Annotated in this window: 11 protein-coding genes; 1 reads left to right on the forward strand and 10 read right to left on the reverse strand. The window is 45.2% G+C overall.

From position 1 onward, the window contains the following. Positions 1-77: 77 nt before the first annotated feature. The 9 genes from BK120_RS18655 to nfsA form a co-directional block, all read right to left on the reverse strand. Positions 78-1,010 carry an AEC family transporter gene (locus BK120_RS18655; RefSeq protein WP_076269014.1) on the reverse strand — a complete coding sequence of 311 codons (933 nt, stop codon included), beginning with the start codon at positions 1,008-1,010 and terminating at the stop codon, positions 78-80. Positions 1,011-2,727: 1,717 nt separating this feature from the next. Beyond that, positions 2,728-3,672 carry a cysteine synthase A gene (gene cysK, locus BK120_RS18660; protein ID WP_076269015.1) on the reverse strand — a complete coding sequence of 315 codons (945 nt, stop codon included), beginning with the start codon at positions 3,670-3,672 and terminating at the stop codon, positions 2,728-2,730. A 73-nt stretch (positions 3,673-3,745) separates the two neighbouring features. After that, a complete protein-coding gene (locus BK120_RS18665; protein WP_076269016.1) occupies positions 3,746-5,629 on the reverse strand; it encodes an ABC transporter ATP-binding protein in 1,884 nt (627 codons plus the stop codon). Then, complete coding sequence (locus BK120_RS18670) at positions 5,604-7,367, reverse strand: ABC transporter ATP-binding protein (protein ID WP_076269017.1); 1,764 nt, start codon at positions 7,365-7,367, stop codon at positions 5,604-5,606. The genes BK120_RS18665 and BK120_RS18670 overlap by 26 nt, the downstream gene beginning before the upstream one ends. A 27-nt stretch (positions 7,368-7,394) precedes the next feature. After that, positions 7,395-9,236: an ABC transporter ATP-binding protein gene (locus BK120_RS18675; protein ID WP_083682178.1), complete on the reverse strand. Its 1,842-nt coding sequence runs from the start codon at positions 9,234-9,236 to the stop codon at positions 7,395-7,397. After that, entirely contained in the window at positions 9,233-9,823 is a 591-nt protein-coding gene (locus BK120_RS18680; protein ID WP_076269018.1) for a PadR family transcriptional regulator, read from the reverse strand. Before BK120_RS18680 ends, BK120_RS18675 begins: the two co-directional genes overlap by 4 nt. A 149-nt stretch (positions 9,824-9,972) precedes the next feature. Continuing rightward, the gene (locus BK120_RS18685; RefSeq protein WP_083682180.1) at positions 9,973-10,947 is read right to left on the reverse strand and encodes an aldo/keto reductase family protein; all 975 of its coding nucleotides are present in this window, start codon (positions 10,945-10,947) and stop codon (positions 9,973-9,975) included. A gap of 81 nt (positions 10,948-11,028) precedes the next feature. Beyond that, on the reverse strand, positions 11,029-12,387 hold the full coding sequence (locus BK120_RS18690; RefSeq protein ID WP_076269019.1) for an LLM class flavin-dependent oxidoreductase: 1,359 nt from the start codon (positions 12,385-12,387) through the stop codon (positions 11,029-11,031). Positions 12,388-12,801: 414 nt separating this feature from the next. Continuing rightward, a complete protein-coding gene (gene nfsA, locus BK120_RS18695; RefSeq protein ID WP_076269020.1) occupies positions 12,802-13,554 on the reverse strand; it encodes an oxygen-insensitive NADPH nitroreductase in 753 nt (250 codons plus the stop codon). 287 nt (positions 13,555-13,841) lie between these two features. Between nfsA and BK120_RS18700 the strand changes: the two genes are divergently transcribed. Next, positions 13,842-14,966 (forward strand): NAD(P)-binding domain-containing protein, encoded by a 1,125-nt coding sequence (locus BK120_RS18700; protein WP_076269021.1) that lies wholly within the window; start codon positions 13,842-13,844, stop codon positions 14,964-14,966. A gap of 137 nt (positions 14,967-15,103) precedes the next feature. On the opposite strand, the gene BK120_RS18705 is transcribed toward BK120_RS18700, so the two are convergent. Continuing rightward, positions 15,104-16,489, reverse strand: coding sequence for an ABC transporter substrate-binding protein (locus BK120_RS18705; protein ID WP_076269022.1), 1,386 nt, complete (start codon positions 16,487-16,489; stop codon positions 15,104-15,106). Between the last annotated feature and the right edge of the window lie 15 nt (positions 16,490-16,504).

Here is a 16,504-nt window from a genome sequence, read left to right on the forward strand (position 1 = left end):
ACCTTGTCCATCTTGTTGTACAAGAAATAAAAAACCTAACAAACTCAAAATTAAGAGGTTGATAGGTTTACTAGTTTCTAGATATCAAGATTTAAGAAAAAAATAACTGCGGTAACCGTGACTATACTTAAAATAGTAGAAACAAAAACAGATTGCGAGGCAAACTCTGGCTCGTTGTCAAACTCTACAGCGAGAAGCACACTGCTGAGTGAAGTAGGGACAGCTGATGAAACGATGAGTGCAGCTGCCGTCATCTTGTCGAGTCCCATCAGCCAGACGATCAGCCACGCGAGCAAAGGACCGGCAATCAGTCTGAGTATGCCCGATATGCTGACATCAATGAGAAGTGACCGCTTTATTTTCCACTCCATATTGCCCAGCTGTACGCCCAGCGTAATAAGCGCTGTACCGATAAACGCTGCTGATAAGTAACCGATCGGTGTAGCTATAGGCTGCGGGATGGGAACGTCGAACCCTCTGAGCAGGAAGGCAAGCGGGATGACATATATAATCGGCATTGAGATAATTGTCCGCCAAATCGCCCGCATATCGGCTTTGTGCGCGTTAACGTTATATATGCCATACGTGTTCGGTATAAGAGATTGCATCATCATAATTAATATCTGAATAGCGAGTGTTTTCTCGTTTCCTGCAAAAGCCAGCTGATTGAGCGGAATGCCGTAATTTGCGCTGTTATAGAATAAGACGCTGTTGCGCATCGCGCTCTTCATGCTTGGCTGATACCCTCTTATTCTAATAACCAGCTCAACGATAATATATTGCGTAACCATAAACAGCACAAAAAACAATAATATTTTCCCTATTACTTGGGCAGAAATGTCCGTTTTATATAGGAGGTCGAACATAATAGCCGGTGAAAATAAATAAAAATTCAGCTTCGATAACGTTTTAATATCCAGCTTGAACGCTCTTTGAATAATAATGCCAAGCCCAATCATGATGACCATCGGAAGCACGTTTGTCATTAAAATGTGAAAGAAAATATTCATCGCTGCATCTGCTTCTTTCTATTATATAGTGTGAAAAATGATAGTGTCGGAAATGGCCATGACTGCGACTAAGATTGCTTCCTCATTTTAATAGGTTCATGCTTGATAAGGCAAGCATTCATGTGGGGCTGTTGTTTTGATAGAGAGTTTGGTCTTCAGTGAGTAGCTGTGACTTGTTGTGATGTGCGATACTACAAATCAATTCATATACACATCCATGCGGCGAATCAGTCCATCTTCCTTCTAAGCCGTTAATCGTCTGAAATAGATCTAGAAACTAGTCTTATCCTGATGTAAATTTCCCACTATACACGTCAAAACACCAAATCAGCAAAAATAGAACTAAAAACTAGATCTATTTCCATAATATCAGCTTGTTTCGTGCTAATAAGACTATGAACTAGTCTTATCCGTAAGTAAATCGCCCCACTATCCTCATCTAATCGGCGAATCAACAGAAATAGAATTAGAAACTAGCTCTATTTCCATTAAATTAGCTGGTTTCGTGCATATAAGACTAATAACTAGTCATATCCGTAAGTAAATCGCCCCATATCCCCCTCAAAGTACCAAATCAGCAGAAATAGAGCTAGAAACTAGTTCTATTTCCATCAAATTAGCTTATTTCGTGCATATAAGACTAAAAACTAGTCTTATCTATAAATAAATCGCCCCATATCCCCACCAAAGTACTAAATCAGTAAAAATAGAACTATAAACTAGTTCTATTTCCATCAAATTAGCTGGTTTCGTGCAAATAAGACTAGAAACTAGTCTTATCTATAAATAAATCGCCTCAATATACCCGCCAAAGTACCAAATCAGCAAAAATAGAACTAGAAACTAGTTCAATTTTCATCAAACTAGCTTGTTTCGTGCGAATAAGACTAGAAACTAGACTTATCCTAATGAAAATCGTCCCAATATCATCATCTAATCGGCGAATTAACAGAAATAGAATTAGAAACTAGTTCTATTTCCATCAAATTAGCTTATTTCGTTCATATAAGACTAAAAACAAGTCTTATCCATAATTAAATCGACCGAATATATCCGTCTAAGTAGCAAATCAGCAAAAATAGATCTAGAAATTAGTTCTATTTCCACTAAATTTGCTTGTTTCGTGGGAATAAGACTAGAAACTAGACTTAACCTAATGTAAATCGCCCCAGTATCCTCATCTAATCGGCGAATCAACATAAATAGAACTAGAAACTAGTTCTATTCCCATCAAATTAGCTTGTTTCGTGCAAATAAGACTAGTAACTAGTCTTATCCGTAAGTAAATCGCTCCACTATCCCCACCAAAGTATTAAATCAGCAGAAATAGAACTAAAAACTAGATCTATTTCCATCAAATTAGCTGGTTTCGTGCATATAAGACTAAAAACTAGTCTTATCTATAAATAAATCGCCACACAATCCCCGTCCAAACACCAATTCAGCAAAAATAGAACTAAAAAATAGATCTATTCCCACCAATCCAGCTTGATACGTGCAAATAAGTCTAGAAACCAGACTTACACCCCATATGGAGCTCATTCAACAAAGCAAACAATCGTTTAGTCAATTAACCAATCATGTTAACCTAACCGCTCACTCCAAAACAATCTGAGCCTGTTGCTGCCTTACGCTCCCACCATCCGCAGCAGCAAATAAAAGACAGCCATTGGCTATATCGCCTCTGGCTGTCTGTCCTTCTACTATGACCAAACCTTTAAAGCTGCTGTTCCTGTTGATACAGCACCGTTGACAAGTAGCGCTCGCCGTTGCTTGGGATTACAGCAACTACCCGCTTGCCGGTGCCCAGCTTCTGCGCCAATTGAATAGCAGCATATATAGCTGCTCCTGAGGAAATGCCACCTAAGATCCCTTCCTCCTTGGCCACTCTTCTAGCTGTCTCGAATGCATCATCATTGCTCACTTGAATGATCTCGTTATAAATATCCGCATCCAATATCGAAGGTACAAAACCCGCGCCAATGCCTTGAATTTTGTGCAGGCCAGGCGCTCCTCCCGATAAAACCGGTGATGAGGACGGCTCAACAGCTACAATATGGATATCAGGGAAGCGATCGCGCAGTACTTCGCCAGCGCCCGTAATCGTACCCCCTGTGCCCACACCTGCTACAAAACCGTCCAGCTTGCCATCAAGCGATTCCACCGCTCTTACGATTTCAGGGCCAGTCGTTTCCCGGTGAATTTTCACATTTGCCGGATTATCGAATTGCAGCGCCGGAAAATAATCGGGATGCTTCTCTTGCAGCTCCTTCGCGGTGCGAATCGCTCCCTTCATCCCCTCAGCTCCGGGCGTAAGCACCAGTTCCGCACCGTATGCCCGCAGCAGATTGCGGCGCTCCAAGCTCATCGTCTCCGGCATAACAAGCACCGCTTTATAGCCTCTTGCTGCGGCTACCAATGCAATGCCAATACCCGTATTGCCGCTCGTCGCTTCAATGATCGTATCGCCCGGCTTCAGCTTCCCTTCCCGCTCCGCCTCTTCAATAATGCTGATGGCAATCCGGTCCTTTACGCTGCTGCCTGGATTAAAAAACTCCAGCTTCAAATAAATTTCTGCACTTCCTTCCGGCATGACCCTGTTCAAACGTACCAAAGGCGTGTTTCCTATCAAATCCGTAATATGATTGACAACATGACTCATCTAATCTGCCTCCTATATGATGAATGGCCTAGCGGCTCGTGCCGAAAAAAGTAAATATGGCGCAAAAAGAGTTTTATACAGCAATATTGCCTTGCGAATGCTCATACAGCTCCTTATAATGTCCATCATGCTCCAGCAGTTCCTGATGATTGCCTTGCTCCACGATTTCACCGTGACTCATTACAATAATCCGATCCGCCTGCATGATCGTCGACAAGCGATGCGCAATTACAATGGTTGTTCGATCTTGCGATACGACCTGAAGCGCATTTTGAATCAATTGTTCCGTATGAGAATCCAAGTTAGCGCTCGCTTCATCCAAAATAAGCACTTTAGGTTTGAACACAATAATTCTCGCAAAAGAAATCAGCTGCCGCTCACCTGCGGATAAACCGCTGCCGCGTTCTGACAGCATTGTATCGTAGCCATCCCTCAGCTTATGAATAATCGTATCCGCGCCTACAAATTCACAGGCACGAATAACCTCCTCGCGAGAAATGGATTCGTCGAACATTCTTATATTCTCGATAATGCTACCCGAATACAGATAAGGCTCCTGCTGAACCAAGCCGACTAGACGATGCAAGGTTGCTTGCGGGATATCCCTGACATCGATCTCATCTATTCGTATGCTGCCTTCCTTCACATCATAGAATCTGCACAATAAGCTGATCAGCGAGCTTTTGCCCGCTCCTGTTGTACCTACGACGCCAATCAGCTCACCCGAATGGATATGCAAATCCAAATCTTTTATGATCGGAATTCCTTCCTCATAGGAGAAGGAGATCCGATTAAAATCAATTTGGCCCTTCACCTGCTCCAAGCTCAAATTGGATATAGACGCTTGACGTTCATCCGCCTCTTCATCGCTATCCGTCTTATGCAGCTCGATCGATTCAAGCTCGCGATCTGTAATGTCAGGCTTATTCGCGAACACGCCCCAAATTCTCGTAATGGCAACGGTAGCAGACTGCAACGTATTCCACTGCTGCGTAATCGTATTAATCGGCTGAAAAAACTGGCGGATATACGTAATAAACGCATACAATACGCCGAATTCCAGCTGGTGGCCAAGAACAGCATTACCGCCAATCCATGTCACAAAGGCAATCGATAAATTGCTCAAAATATCAAAGGTTCGGCCAAACACAACATTCGTCCGAATTTCCCGAAGATTTGCTTTAAAATATAAGCTGTTTCTCTCGTTGAATTGCTTCTCTTGCTCCTTCTGCTGATGAAACACCTGTACAAGGTTCATCCCCGACAGGTTCTCGGCAACAAACGCTACAAGCCGGGATAGCCTCGTTCTAGCAAGCTGGTAGGTCGTGCGCATAAAGGAGCGGAAGGCGATTGCAATCGCCCATATGATCGGCAATAAAATCAAGCAATAAAGCGCCAGCTCCGTGTCTAATTGAAACATCATCACCATAATAAAAATGAGTGTAAGCCCATCCCTAAACAAGCTCAGCAGCACCTGATTAAAAAACTGGTTCAGCGCCTCTGTATCGCTTGAGACATGCGTAATTAAGCTGCCGCTCGACATCCGATCGAAATACCGCATAGACTGCTTCAAAATATGACCAAACAACTGCTTGCGAATGCGCGACACGATGCTTTGCCCAATATTTTGAAGCAGATTGTTTTGCAAATAGCTAAACAGCAAACTGGACATGGATAAGCCCAAATAGATGAAACAAATGGTTAGCAACCCTTTGTAGTCATTTTTGCCGGATAATAAATTGTCATCAATCGCTATTTTCATTAAAAAAGGCTGGAACAAATCAGATAAAATCGCGATTAACGTACAACAAAACACACCAATAAAAGCCCATAGATGAGGTCTCGCATACCCGAACAATGTGCGGAAGGCCGAGACATATTCCGGTTTCTGCTCCGGTTGATTCGGATCAGCCTTCTGATCTGCCTGCCAATTATGAATGGCTTGTGCCGGTCGCATGTTGACTTCCCTCCTCCTGTATCGCATGAAGCGTCGCATAGAGTCCTTGCTGCGAGAGCAGCTCTATATGAGTGCCCCGCTGCACAATCAAGCCGTCATCCATCACGATGATTTCATCCGCATGCTTGATTGCACTAATTCGGTGCGCAATAATGATCGTCGTTTTGCTGTCTCTTTCCGTTTGAATCGCTTCTATAATATCCTTCTCTGTCACCGCATCTACGGCACTGACACTATCGTCCAAAATCATAATCGGAGCATTCTTAATCATTCCGCGGGCCAAGCTTGTGCGCTGACGCTGACCGCCGGATAAGGTTAATCCGCGCTCGCCGAGCCTCGTTTCAAACTGATCAGGCAGCTCAGCAATATTATTATAAATTTGAGCTTGCTTCGCGGCTTGCTCAACCGCTTCAAGCTCAAGCTCTCGGTTAGAGAAAGCAATATTTTCTCTAATTGTTGTACTGAACAAAAAGCCGTCCTGCGGGACGTAGGCAACTTGAGTTCGCAAGCTCTCAAGCGTCATTTCTCTTATATCTGTTTCTCCATACCAGACCGTCTTTGGAGGCGGGTCGTAGGTGCGAAGCAGCAGCTTCATTAATGTTGTCTTGCCGCTCCCTGTACGCCCGATGATGCCAAGTGTTGAGCCTAGTTTAACGTTCAGGTTAATATTTTTCAGTACTGGACTAGACAATGGATCGTATGAAAAGGATAGATTACGAATCGTAATGCCCGCGTCTGTCAAATTCACTTCTTTCGCGTTAGGAAGCTCCATAATTTCGGTTTGCTGCGACAATAAGCCGTTTAGACGCTCAAGTGAAGCGCGAGAACGTTGAATCGAATTAATGACATTGCCGATTTGCTGGAGTGGATTCATCAGCATTCTAATATAAAGCGTCAATGCAACGAAGTTGCCCAGCGTAATTTGCTTCGTGATCGTCATGTAACCGCCAAAAGCAAGCGCGACGATTAAAGAAATTGCTCCTAGAAACGGAATCAACGCTTGGAAAAAAGAAGAAACGCGCACTAGCCGCAATTGCTTCAGCCTGATCTGGTCGACCGTTTTGCCGAAGCGTTCATTCATAATGTCTTCTACCGCAAATTTTTTCGTTACGCGAATGCCGCCGAATTGCTCCTCTGCCGTCTCTGTCATGAGGCCTAGAGATTCCTGCACCTCAAGCGACCTTTTTCTAATAATAGGTCCGAGATATACGACGATAAAAGGGATAAGCAGCAGTGGAAATATCGAAGCCAATATCAAATAATAAGGAATATGGCTGACAAGCATCATCGTTATGGAAGCCACGAGCAGCATCGACGCATTCGCTGTTGAATTGACCCCCATCGAGATCGATTCCCTTACAGCTGTAACGTCATTCATAAAGTAGCTGAGCAGCTTGCCTACACCATTTTTCGAATAAAACCGTTCGCCCATTTGTGTAAAATGTTTGAATAGCCCTCTTCGAACAACAAATTCAAATTTTCTTCCTACATACATAACCAAATACATTGCGATGCCGTTAAACAGCACCTGTCCAACGCCAATAAGCAGCAGCAATAAGCTGTAATCCACAATAAGCTTGCTTGTTAATCCGCCAATTTGCAGCTTATCCGTGAATTGTCCCAGTACCTTTGGAAAAAAAACGTTGATCAGGTTAGAAATCAAATGGAAAAAGAGAGAGAACAGGTAAATATGCCACGTACTCCGAAAAAAATCGGCCAACAGCCTTTTTGATCTCAAGAAGCGACCACTTCCTATTTTTCAAAATTATTGTTCCGAAACATCCTTTTGCGGGAATTGCAGCTCATAGAGCTGACTGTACCGGCTTTGATGATTTAGCAGTTCATCATGCGTTCCATGCTCGACGATTTCTCCTTGCTCCAGCACGTAAATCCGATCCGCCTTCTGAATCGTAGACAGACGATGCGCGATGACGAGACAAGTGCGGCCTTGCAATAATTGTGCGAGCGCGTCTTGAATATGCTGCTCTGATTCGGTATCAAGTGATGCAGTAGCCTCATCCAAAATAATAATCCGCGGATTTTTTAAAATCGCCCGCGCAATGGAAAGCCGCTGCTTCTGCCCGCCTGACAGCTTCACGCCGCGCTCGCCAATTTGCGTCTCATAGCCCTGCGGGAACGATTCTATAAAGCCGGCAGCATTTGCCGCTTTTGCCGCTGCAATAACTTCCTGATCTGTTGCATGCAAATTGCCGTACCGAATATTCTCTTCAATAGAGCCATTGAACAGCACGATATCCTGTGATACGATGCCGATTTGCTCCCTAAGAGACGCGATCGTTATATCCTTTAAGGAATAACCATCAATCGTGATGTCGCCAGACTGAGGTTCATAAAATCTAGCGATAAGATGTGCAATGGTTGTTTTGCCAGAGCCCGAAGATCCAACAAGCGCTGTCACCTTGCCTGCCGCAAGCTCCAATTGGAAATCGTTTAACACAGTCGAATCCTTTGAATAAGCAAAATCAATATGATCAAAAACAATATGCCCGCTCACTGGCGGAAGCTTCACAGCTCCTTTCTTTTCAATAATTTCAGCCTTCGTGTTCATAACCTCCATAATGCGTTCATAAGCGGCGGCCGATTGCTGAATCGTATTAATAATGCGGCTAAAATGACGAATCGGGTTTTGCAGCAGTCTGAGATAAGCTATAAAAGCAACGATTGTACCCACTGTCATTTGTTCTTTCATTGCAAGCCATGCGCCAAAAACAAGGACGATTGCAAGGCCAAGAAAATTAAGAAAATCAATAATAGGTTCATAAGCGGCTCGCAGGCGAGTCACCTGAATATTCGCATCCATATTTTTCTGTGTTCGTTCGGAGAATCGTTCAGACTCGTAATTCTCGGCAGTAAACGCTTTAATAAGGCGGATGCCGGTTAACGTATTTTGCAGATGATCGCTTACATCAGCCACCGATTCCTGTACCGTTCGGAACGAGGAGCGCATTCTTTTGCTGAAAAATCTAGTTGTCAAAATCATAAAAGGGAAGGTTGCAAGCAGCATTAGCGTCAGCTTCCAATCGATCCACAGCATATAAACCGCAATGGCCGTAAAGGTGAAAAAATCGGTAAACAACTGCATCATGCTGGAGGAAATCATTTGCTGTAGGATGCTTACGTCATTCGTAACCCGAGACATTAAATCACCGGTACGATTGCGATCGAAGAAAGAAATATCAAGGCTTTGCATATGGCGATACAAGTCGTTTCGCAAATTGTAAAGCACCCTTTGACCGATAGACGCCATAAGGGAAGTGCTAATATAGCGCAAAGCACCGAGCGCAACAGCTGCTCCCATGACGCCGCCGCCGATAAGCAGCAGTTTATTAAAAAGCTTATTCGGAATGATGTGGTCAATCGTCAGTCTCGTTAGCTGCGGAACGATGAATTCAAGCAGCGATATGGCGATAACGCAGGCAACTGCTGCAATCAATGCGGGCAATTGCGTCCGCGCATGCGCATATATTCGTATAAACATGCTGTAAATGCTGGCAGGCTTTACTTTCTCGCCTGTTCCGAATTTTCTCATGCCGCCCATTCCCGCCCCGCCTCGAAATGCCGGCGCTGAATTGTGCTGCTCTCTCATATCGCGCCGCCTTCTTTGCTGTCACAGTCGGTTTCTGTTGTGATTTGGCGAAGCGATACTCGAAGGTCATCCAGGATGACGCGTAGCTGCGCAGCTTTGCTCGGATCAGTGACAGCCGCTCGTTCTGCAGCCTTCAGCAAATGCAGCAGCTCCTTGCCAGCAGGCGTTAATCGACGGTTCGGCTTTCTTCTCTCAAAGGGAGCGCCTTCGTCTTCGGATTCAGCCTGCTCAGGTCGTTCCATTCCTGTTGCAGCATTTTCGCTCTCCTCCAGCAAATAAGCTCTGCCTTCCTCTGTAATCTCGAACACCTTTTTGCCGTCTTGCTTGGAAGACTCTACAAATCCTTGATCCCGCAGCATCTGCAGCGTGGGATAGATCGAGCCAGCACTTGGTTTATAGGTGCCTCCTGATTGCTCCTCAAGCGCCTTCATCATTTGGTAGCCGTGCATGCCCTCCTGTTCAAGCAGTGCCAGCAAAGCATATTTGACTCCGCCGCGGCTGAAAAAACGTCTGCCCGAGCCGTGTCCCTCCCTTTCATTCGCATGATGTAAAAACAATTGTTCCTCTGGCTGCCATTCTTTCGTCATTGTGTAATCCCCTTCGTTAACGATATATCGTATTAATTTACATACTATACGATATATCGTTAACTGGCAATTACTTCTTGCGATTTCATGACAAAGTCCAGTAACGGGATGCTCTTTACTGGACTTTGCTCATTTTTGGCCAGAGATGATTAGAATGAACCTCGTGTAGATACAGGGCCGTTATCGATAACCGCTGCAATACGTTCTAGTGTCTCATGATCAAGTTCAATACCTGATGCCTTCACGTTTTCTTCGACCTGATCGGGACGGCTTGCACCAATCAAAGCGCTGGATACGTTCGGCTGGCGCAAAATCCATGCTAATGACAGTTGACCTACCGTCAGCTCCAATTCGGATGCGATTTCCTTCAGCAGCTCAACCTTCGCCAGCTTTTCCTCCGTTATGCGGTTTTTAAAATTTTCTTGCTTCGCGGCTCGCGACTCTTCTGGTACATGTTGATTGGAAGAGTACTTCCCTGTGAGCAGCCCTTGTGCAAGCGGCGAGAACACGACCTGCCCGAAGCCCTTTCTAATGCCAAGCGGTATAATCTCCTTCTCGATATAGCGCTCAAACAAATTATAGATAGGCTGATTCACGACAATACGATCGAGTAAATATTTGTCTGCAATGGCGAACGCTTCAGTTATTTGAGCAGCCGTCCATTCGCTGACGCCGACATAATGCACCTTGCCTTGACGGACCAAATCCTCAAAGGCGCGCAGTGTTTCTTCAAGCGGCGTCTCCTGATCAAAGCGATGGCTGTAGAACACATCTACGTATTCAAGTCCAAGCCTCTTCAAGCTTGCATTTGCCGATTCGATCACATGTTTGCGAGAGAGCCCGCGATCATTCGGTCCGTCGCCAATTTTTCCATAGACCTTGGTCGCCAGCACATAGGATTCACGGGGATAAGCACGCAGCGTTTCTCCGACTACTTTCTCGGCTTCACCCTTCGCATACACATTAGCTGTATCAAAAAAATTAATGCCGAGATCATACGCCGTTTGAATCGACTTCACTGCATTTTCACGCTCGACATAACCGCCATACGTCAACCAGCTCCCGAGACTAATCTCACTAACCTTTAATCCGCTTGCGCCTAAATTTCGATATTGAATCGCCATATGAACAACCTCCTCAAATGTATACAAACGTTAGTTTTCTGCTGCGGCAGCGGAATGACAACTGCTGCCTCATTAAGACCATCAGCCGTTTATCTTTTCTGCTTCTCTGCTTAAAGCCCATATCGCTTTATGTTTGTTTTCCGGCTTTTCCAGCCCTAAATTCTCGCGCAGTGTTTTGCCCTCATAGGCCGTTCGGAAGAGTCCGCGATTTTGCAGCTCAGGAATGACCTTATCAACAAACGTCTCCAACCCGCTGTAATAAATATGCGGCAAAATATTAAAGCCGTCCGCGCCGTTATTTCTAATCCAGCTTTCAATGAAATCCGCCGTTTGCAGTACAGAACCCGTAAACGATACATGACCATGACCGGCTGCGCTTCGAGCAAGAAACTGACGAATCGTCATTTTGTCTCGTACCGCGGCATCCACCACTACCTCCTGCCGGCTTGTAATGCCTGTCGTTATCGTTCCGTATGGCTTTGCTTTATCGACGGGAACAAGACTATCAAGCGGATATTCTGACAAATCGACTGTAAAATAGTTGGAAAGCCGCTTTAACGCTTGCTTCGTATTCAGCAGTCCATTAAATTCATCCTCAATATCGCGGGCTTCTGCTTCCGTATCAGCCACAATCGGACTAAGCCCTGGCATAATGAGCAGCTGCTCCGGCGTCCTTCCATGCTTCTGCAATCTCCCCTTCACATCCGCATAAAACGCCTGAGCAGCACCTAATGTTTGCTGTGCTGTAAAAATAACATCCGCTGTTTTGGCTGCCAACTCCTTGCCGTTTTCCGAGGAGCCCGCTTGCACTAGAACCGGATATCCCTGCGGAGGCCGAGGGATGTTAAGCGGTCCTTTTACCGTGTGATATTTGCCCTTAAAGTTAATTTCGTACACTTTGCTTTTGTCCAACGAGACATCTGCGGCTCTGTCATAGATCAGCGCATCCTCTTCCCAGCTATCCCAAAGCTGCTTCGTCACCTCAACAAATTCATCGCCGATTTCGTAGCGCTTTTGCACGTCTGGATGCTCCGTCTTATTAAAGTTTTCAGCATCATCTTGCGAATGCCCCGTTACGATATTCCAAGCAGCCCGCCCTTTGCTGATATGATCCAGCGAAGCGAATTTCCGCGCTACATGGTAAGGATCGTTATAGGTTGTACTGACGGTAGCGATAAGTCCAACATGCTTAGTCAGCGCAGCAAGCCCAGAGAGAAGTGTAAATGGCTCCAGTCTCCTGCCAAGTCCGGAATAGTTGTCGGCTGTAAACAACGAATCAAACAGCCCTCTTTCCGCAATCTTTGCAATGTTCGCATAATACTCCAAATCCAAATCCTCCTTTGGATTCGAATCCGGATGTTTCCACGCGGCAGAATGATGACCCGCTCCACGCAAAAACACGTTAAAATGCGCCTTCTTGTCCCGCTTAATCTCGCTCATTTGCCATCCCTCATTTTCGATTCATTATGAAAACACTTTAAGTTTAATGTTGATTCTCAGGCATCGTTTCTTCACCACGCTATTCGGTGCCACTTGAGTACTTAACAGGAATTTCTCCTGTTCATTCAGCGGAATTCGAAGAGAGCATGGATTTAACAGGAATTTCTCCTGTTATTTTAGGCATTTTCTGATAAAACCGCTTATTTCCGCCCATTTAACAGGAGCTTTTCCTGTTAAATGGCACCCATCTGATTAATTCGCAAAATTAGCTGGAGTTTTTCCCGTTAGTTTAAAAAACAAGATAAGATTCCAAATAAAATGAGTCTAACTAAATAAAAAGAGACTTAGCTTATCGTCAGCTAAATCTCCGGTGGTCCGGTCGTATGGTATGGATTGTGCCTTTTATAAATAAATTCATTTCAGCTTGAACCCTTGACCTACAAGGAAGTCATGCAAATGATCACGCAGCCGATCCGACTTAAACCTTCTTAACATTTCACGAGACCACCTTGTTTCCTGCTCTCCGCCTTTGCCTCCACCTTTGCGCGTAGCATAATACTCCCGAGTGATCGAATCGTAAGCAATAATTTCATCCTCCAACCCGCTCTGCTTATACGTTTCTTGATGATAGACAGCTGCGAGCGGCAATCTTGGACGAAGATCAGGCTCTTGATCAGAAACGCCTACGCACATGCCAAACACCGGATAGACAAGCTCAGGCAGTTCAAGCAATTCCGTTACTTCTTTAGGATTATTGCGAATTCCACCGATATAAACGATCCCATAACCAAGTGACTCCGCAGCGATTGCCGCATTTTGAGCAGCCAGTGTCGCGTCAATCGTTCCGAGCAGAAACAGCTCCACGTTCTGACGAAGCTCTACATCCTCATGCAGCCTTGCTGCCAATCTGACTTTATTTAGATCGGCACACCAGATGAGAAACACCGGACTTTCCACTATTTGCTGCTGATTGCCAGCAAGCTCCGCAAGCTTTCGTTTCCGCCCAGAGTCCTTTACCGCAATTACGCTGTAAGCTTGGATATTGGATGAGGTGGAGGCTGCTTGCCCTGCCAATATGATTTGTTCCAAATGCTGCTCAGGAATGGGCGAGTCTTTATATTTGCGGATGGAGCGATGGTTTTTTAATAAAGCAATAACTTCGTTCATTGCTATACCTCCTCTACATGAATAAGTGCTCTTGAAACAAAAAAACCGAAGACACAGATCAACTGTTGTCTCCGGTTTTCCGGTAGAACTATAATTCCGATTATTCAAACTGTTTTAGTGCGAAAAATGTACTGAAAATTTATCACGTAATAAATCTTTTGTCAATCATCATTGTTGTACGCAATACGATCTATCGTACCTTTTAGAAAAAAGTGTATTGCAAAACATATTATTCTTAGTATAATACTCGTCATAAAATCAAAACAACTCAAATGGAGGTGAAATCTGTGGTTGATCTCATCATTATTGGCGCCGGCCCCTACGGAATTTCACTTGCCGCTCATGCAGCCGCAAGCAAAATGTCCTATGTCCTTCTGGGCAAACCTATGTTTTTCTGGAAGGAGCAAATGCCGCAAAATATGTTCATTCGCACCCATCCCCGCTACATCAGTCTCTCCGATAAGAATGATGAATTCACCATTGAACGATTCAGCTGCGAAACCGGCATAGAACTGCAGCCCCCCTTTCCTCGTCCTCATTTTGTTGATTATGCCTTATGGTTTGCCAAACAAACCGATATCATCTTCACTTCGGAGCATGTATCAGAGCTTCATTATTCATCCTCAAGCTTCATCGTGATCACTCACGAAGGTAAGCAATATCAAGCCAAACATGTGGTCATAGCTACAGGTTTGCAGCATTATAGCTACATCCCTCCAGTACTAAGCTCGTTGCCGCCTCAGCTCATCTCCCACACCTTCGCTCATCGTGATTTTAAGCCCTACGCAAACAAGAAGGTAGCTGTTATCGGCAGCGGCCAAAGCGCTTGGGAAGCTGCCGCGCTGCTTCATATGGCTGGAAGCGAGGTTGAGCTTTTGTTCCGGCGTGACGCCGTTCAGTATGCAAGCGAGGATAATGTCGAATCTGGCCAGAAGCTCCTCGACTCCGCTGAACAGTTCTATCTACAGTCCGACCAGCTCAAGGAGGAGCGGCGAAATACACCGCGTCAAAGCAGTGTTGCTCCTTTCTTAAAGCCCTACGTAGAAGGGAAAGTGACGATGACTGGCGGCGCAGCCATTGCGCATGCAGAAGCTACGATTGATGGCAAGGTGCTGCTCCAGCTTGGAAACAATGAAACTCGCCTCGTCGATCATGTTATTGCCGCTACCGGCTATCAGATCAATCTTGACCAAGTACCTTTTCTGCCGCCCCATGTATTGCAGCATATCGAGCGAGAGCCGTATTCTAATGCAAAATTCCCTCTGCTAAGCGCGCAATTTGAAAGCAGCATACCTGGACTTTACTTTGCCGGCCCACTAGCGACCTATACACATGGTCCCGCTTTCGGCTTCGTTGCTGGCTTGCGCCAAGCATGCCGATCCATTATTCCTCATATCCAGCAGCATACGTAATAAAAGCAGGGGCAAATGAATGCAACATTCACTTGCTCCTTCGCTTTCCTTCCTTATCCTATTCCAATCTGCTTAAATGAACAGCACAAAACAAAGGGGCCGCATTTTACGCTGCACCTTTGCTTTGGCTCTCTAATCTACTTATCTCCTATTGTCGTTCGGAGCGTTTCAACGTCTTTATTGATGGCCTCCGTTGCTTTGCGAATTGCAGAGTTTACATCCAACCCGTTGATGGCTAAATCCTCAGCCGCCTCTGTCAATCTTGTCGTTATTTCCAGTTCGTAGGGATGAACGTAATGCTCCTGCAGCGGCTCGCCAATAAACACGTTTTGCACCGTTTTACCCTGCAGCACTGGAATGTCCAGCCCATATTCCTTCTCCAGCTCTGGATTAATAACAGCCGGAACCCGGCCATTTCTAGATAAAATCCGCTGGCCCTCATCCGATAAAATTTCAGCAATGACTTGGAAAGCTTCATCCTTATGCTTGCTCTGGCTGTTCACCGAAAGCGAATGAATTTGCGCCTCTCTTGTTTTGCCCAGCTGGTCGCTAAAGTTTGGTGCCGGAGCGAAATCCCAATTAAACTCAACGCCCTGCTGACGCAGCTCCTCCAGCGGACCGATCATATTTGCCAGCCAAGTTACCCGCATGCCGATAATTTGATCCTTCATAAATTGATCGCGTCCCCAGTTCCATGTATGGTCTGGCGTTACGTAACCAGGAATTTCAAAGATGCGCTTGTTAAGCTCAAACACGCGCAGCCAGTCGGGCGTATCGAGTGCAGCATTTCCCGTATCATGATCGACGTACGGCAGCCCCAGCCCTTTGGCTAGCCCCGTTAGGTTATCAACCGATAGACCGATATACTGCACGCCATTCTCCGTACGAGTCAGCTTTGCAGAAATATCCAGCACCTCATCCCAGGTCAGCTGTTTTTCTGTAGGATACGGAACACCAAACTTATCAAAAATATCTTTATTATAGTAGAGGATATGCTGATTGGAGTTAAACGGAATCGCATAGATTTCGCCTCCCTTGTCTTTCGTTATATCTTTGATGTAGTCATACAAAATCGGTTTGATCCGGCTCTCATCAAAATGATGGCGTTTAATCAGCTCTCTCAAATCCTCATAGGCACCCGTTCGAATAATGCGCTGATGGGAGGAAGAGGAGGAATAAATAATGTCCGGAACATGTGTGGAAAGCACTTCTTCATTTGTAGTTGTTGCCGCAGGCGTTATTCTTTCGATGGTTACATTTGGATACTTTTTCTTAATTGGGTCCGCTATAAGCGTATTAAATTCCACGTCAGGAAAAGTGCCGCTCGTGCTGAAAAGGGTTAACGTAATCGGCTCGTCGCCGAGCTTTTTGAAGTCCGCTTCTTCCGCTACGGCTGTGTTCGTTTCTTGCTGCTTATTTGCTTTGCTCTCAGCCTTATTGGCCGGTGTATTGTCCTTACTGGCACAAGCCCCCAATAAAGCAAACAACATTAAAATAACTACGCCTATCGTAAGTTTTTTCATGATTAAACTCTCTCT

Source organism: Paenibacillus sp. FSL A5-0031, from assembly GCF_001956295.1.
Lineage (GTDB): Bacteria > Bacillota > Bacilli > Paenibacillales > Paenibacillaceae > Pristimantibacillus.